Here is a 4,294-nt window from a genome sequence, read left to right as displayed (position 1 = left end):
CCCGGGAACCGGCACCCCATCCCCACGATCGCAATCGGCTCGTGAGCGCGGTGTTCCAGATCCTTCAGCCGTTCCGTGGCCTTGTGGAGTTCGGTAGTGGCCCGCTTGAGGTAGTCGCGGAGCTTCTGCTCGTGTTCGGTCGCCATCTCTCATCACCAGTCAGCTGAGTCGTCGGTCCGTAGGGTGGTGCCTGCGGTCAGGAGTCGCCGAAGCTCTCGTCGAGGAAGGCGAAGATCTCGTCGTCGTCGGCGGAGTCGATGTCCTCGACGATCGAGTCGCCCTGCTTCTGCGCCCTGCCACTGCCGTGGAGTCCGTCCCACAGAGAACCCAGGGCGGCGAGACGTACGGCGATCTCGTCGCGGGTGATGTCGTCGGGGACGACCGAGGCGAGGTCGGCGGCGGTCAGCTCCTTGAACGCTGCTTCGAGTCGGTCGAGCTCGCCGAGGAGCGGCGGTACGTTCGGCTCCTCGGGAACCAGCCGCGAGCGGAGGTGCTCGGCGAGGTCCGCCGGAGCGGGGTGGTCGAAGACCAGCGTCGCCGCGAGGTGCAGCCCCGTGGCGGCGGCGAGCCGGTTGCGCATCTCGACGGCCGTCAGCGAGTCGAAGCCCAGGTCCTTGAACGCCCGGTCGGCCTGAATGCCGTCCGCGCCGGTGTGCCCGAGTACAAGGGCCGCGTGCGTGCGTACGGTGTCGAGGAGCAGCGCCCGCTGTTCGTCCTGGGGCAGTCCGGACAGCCGGTCGGCGAGGTTCGCCGGGTCGCCTCCGACGGGAGCACCCGAGGCCGACGGCCCGGCGTTCCTGCGGCGGGCCGCGGCATTCCCCGCCCCGCCCCGGATCAGTCCGCGGAAGATCGGCGGGACGTTCCCGTCGGTGCTCAGGGCGGCGGTGTGGAAGCGCACCGGCACCTGGAGCGCCTCGTCGAAGCCCTGGGCCGCGTCGAACAGTGCCATGCTCTCCGCCGGGGACAGGGGCAGGACACCACCCCTTGCCATGCGCCGCAGCAGAGCTTGGGTGTCCAGGTGGGACGTCATCCGTCCGTTCCCGGCCAGACCCCAGCCGAGCGAGAGCGCGGGCAGTGAGCGGCCACGTCGGTGCTGGGCGAGTCCGTCCAGGAAGCCGTTGGCGGCGGCGTAGCTGCCCTGGCCCGCGCCGCCGAGCAGGGCCGCGACGGAGGAGAACAGGACGAACACCGACAGGTCGAGGCCGAGCTCGGGATCGAGGGCGGCTTCGTGGAGGTTGAGTGCGGCATCCACCTTGGGTCGCAGGACGCCGTCGATCCTGTCCGGGGTCAATGAGGTGACCACGCCGTCGTCGAGTACGCCCGCCGCGTGGACGACGCCGGTGAGCCGACGTTCCGGCGGTACGCTGCCGAGGAGCTCCCGGAGCGCCGCACGGTCGGCGACATCGCAGGCGGCGACGGTCACGGAGGCGCCCAGGTCGTTCAGGTCCCGCACGAGTTCAGCGGCGCCCTCTGCCTCGGCTCCCCGCCGCCCGGCCAGGAGCAGGTGGCGCACTCCGTGTTCGGTCACGAGATGCCGGGCGAGCGTTCCGCCCAGGTTTCCGGTGCCACCGGTGATCAGTACCGTGCCGTGCGGATCGAAGGCCGGCGGCATCGTCAGTACCAGCTTGCCCACGTGTCCGGCCTGGCTGAGCGTACGGAAGGCATCGGGTGCCCGCCGGACGTCGTACGGTGTGACGGGCAGCAGGCGCAGCGCCCCGGACTCGAACAGTTCCAGCAGTTCGGTGAGCATGCGGCCGATCAGCTCCGGTCCGGCCTCCATCAGCTCGAAGGCCCGGTAGCCGGTTCCCGGACGGTCGGCGGCCACCTGCGCGGCATCGCGTACATCCGCCTTGCCCAGTTCCACGAACTGCCCTCCGCGCGGCAGCAGTCGCAGGGAGGCGTCGACGAAGTCGCCCGCGAGCGAGTTCAGGACGACGTCCACACCGCGCCCGCCGGTCGCGTCGAGGAACCGGGCTGCGAAGTCCAGCGTCCGGGAACTGGCGATGTGCCGGTCGTCCAGGCCCTGCGCCCGCAGTACGTCCCACTTGGCCGGGCTGGCCGTGCCGAAGACCTCGGCCCCGAAATGCCGGGCCAGTTGAACGGCAGCCATGCCCACGCCACCCGCCGCCGCATGCACCAGCACCGACTGGCCGGCACGCAGCCCGGCCAAGTGCTTGAGTCCGTAGTAGGCGCTGAGGAAGACGGCGGGTACCGAGGCGGCCTCCGTGTAGGACCAGTCGCGCGGCATTGGGGCCACCATGCGGTGGTCGGCCACGGCGTACGGCCCGAACCCGTCGGTCCACATGCCCAGTACCCGGTCCCCGACGGCGAGGCCCACCACGTCCGGGCCGACCTCGGTGATCACGCCGGCGCCCTCGGCGCCCATCGCGCCCTCCCCCGGATACATGCCGAGCGCGATGAGCGTGTCCCGGAAGTTGAGGCCGGCCGCCCGCACCGCGATCCGCACCTGCCCCGGTGCGAGCGGAACGGTGTCGGTCTGCGCCGGCACAAGCGCGAGGTCCGAAAGGGTTCCGGTACTGGCGCCGACCAGATGCCAGGCCCGAGTGCGGGCGGGCGGCAGCAGCATCTGCGCGTCCCGCGCGGACAGGGTCGCCAGCCTGGGCACGTGCACGTTCCCGTCGCGCAGCGCGAGTTGCGGTTCGCCGGAGGCGATCGCGGCTGACAGGGCCGCCCCGTCCACGGCACCCTCGTCGAGGTCCACGAGTATGAAACGGTCCGGCTGTTCCGACTGCGTGGACCTCAACAGACCCCAAACGGCCGAAGCCACCGGGTCCCGCAACGGGTCCGCGTCACCCGTGGACACCGCGCCGCTCGTGATCAGCACCAAGCGCCCGTCCGCTCCCGCGTCCCCGCTCCCGCCCTCTTCTGCCGCCTCGTCCGCGGACAGCCAGCCCTGTACCAACTCCAGGGCCTGGTGGACGGCGTGGCGCACCGCGACGGCGTCCATGGTGGGCGACTGCGAGACGGGGACGGCTATGAGGGAGGTCGTGCCGGTGGCAGCTGGGGACCCTGCCGTGTCCGCCGGGGTCCGCATGGCCGTCAGCGCGTCGGCCAGGTTCCGGTGACGCTCGGTCCGTATACCGGCGCCGGACAGCACTTCCGCGAACCCGAGGCCGTCGTCCTCGTCCCCGACCACGATCCAGCGGAAGGCGGTCGTAGCCGTGGTGCCGCCGGCCGGCAAGGGCAGTGCGGGCCACTCGACCCGGTGCAGCATGTCCTGGGTCGCGTCCTGCTCGGCAATCCGCAACTGGTCCGGGGAGACCGGGCTCACGACGAGGGCGTCGATCTCACAGACGAGCCGCCCCTGTTCATCGGCGCACTGCACGCGCACGGCATCGTCCCCGACCGGCGAGACACGGACCCGCAGACGCTCGGCCCCAGGGGCGTACAGGCGTATCCCACGGAAGGTGTACGGAACGCGCGCCTGTCCGTCGTCGGGGAAGAACGATCCCAGACGCATCGTCTGGAACGCCGCGTCGAGCAGCGCGGGGTGCAGGCCGAATCGGTCGCCGGGCGGCAAGGCACCCTGGTCCAGTGCGACATCGGCGTAGACGTCGCTCCCGTCCTGACGGCCGGACCGTACGCCACGGAACAGCGGGCCGTAGCCGTAACCACGAACAGCGAAGGACGCGTAGAAGTCCTCGGCCAGGAAGGTGTCCGACTCCGTCGAGGCCATGCTCCATTGCACCGTGGGGAGACCGAGGTTCCCGTCCGCGCCCACACGGGAAGCCGGGGTGGCGGGGGCCGGGGCGACCGTCGCCTGGGCGTGCTTCGTCCAGTTGGCCGTGCCCCTGCGGGTCTCCGCCTCCGAGTCCGTCTCGCGCGATGCCTCAGGTGTGCGCGTGGTGCCCTGCTGTGTGTCGGGGCGCGAGTGGATGGTGATCGTACGACGCCCCTCGGCGTCCATCGCACCCACGACCAGCCGCAGTTGGACGGCAGCGCTGTCGGACAACAGCAGCGGCGAGGTCAGCGTCAGCTCTTCGACCAGCTCGCATCCGAACTCTCCGCCGGCCCACAGGACGATGTCGACGAAGGCCGCACCTGGCAGCAAAGGCGTACCCATAAGGGTGTGTTCCAGCAGCCAGGGATGCGAGTCAGCGGTGAGCCGGGCGGTGTAGAGGTGCTCGCCTCCTTCCGGAAGTTCCGTACCGGCGTCGAGCAACGGGTGACCGGCCTCCGCCATACCGAAGGAGGTCACGTCTCCCTTGCGCCGAGCAGGGTTGTTGTACCAGTGGTTCTGGCGTTGGAAGGGGTAGGTGGGCAGGTCGATGAC

General features: G+C 70.9%; 2 protein-coding genes. Both read right to left on the bottom strand.

What is annotated here, in order from left to right; genetic code table 11:
* The coding region (locus tag GTY56_RS41710) for a polyketide synthase docking domain-containing protein (protein ID WP_161369600.1) at positions 1–146 on the bottom strand (146 nt) is incomplete at its 3' end.
* A gap of 50 nt (positions 147–196) precedes the next feature.
* The coding region (locus GTY56_RS36745) for an SDR family NAD(P)-dependent oxidoreductase (protein WP_161369599.1) at positions 197–4,294 on the bottom strand (4,098 nt) is incomplete at its 5' end.

The organism is Streptomyces sp. SID5643 (genome assembly GCF_009872555.1).
GTDB classification, from domain to species: Bacteria; Actinomycetota; Actinomycetes; order Streptomycetales; family Streptomycetaceae; genus Streptomyces; species Streptomyces iakyrus.
This window is presented reverse-complemented; position numbering and strand designations above follow the sequence as displayed.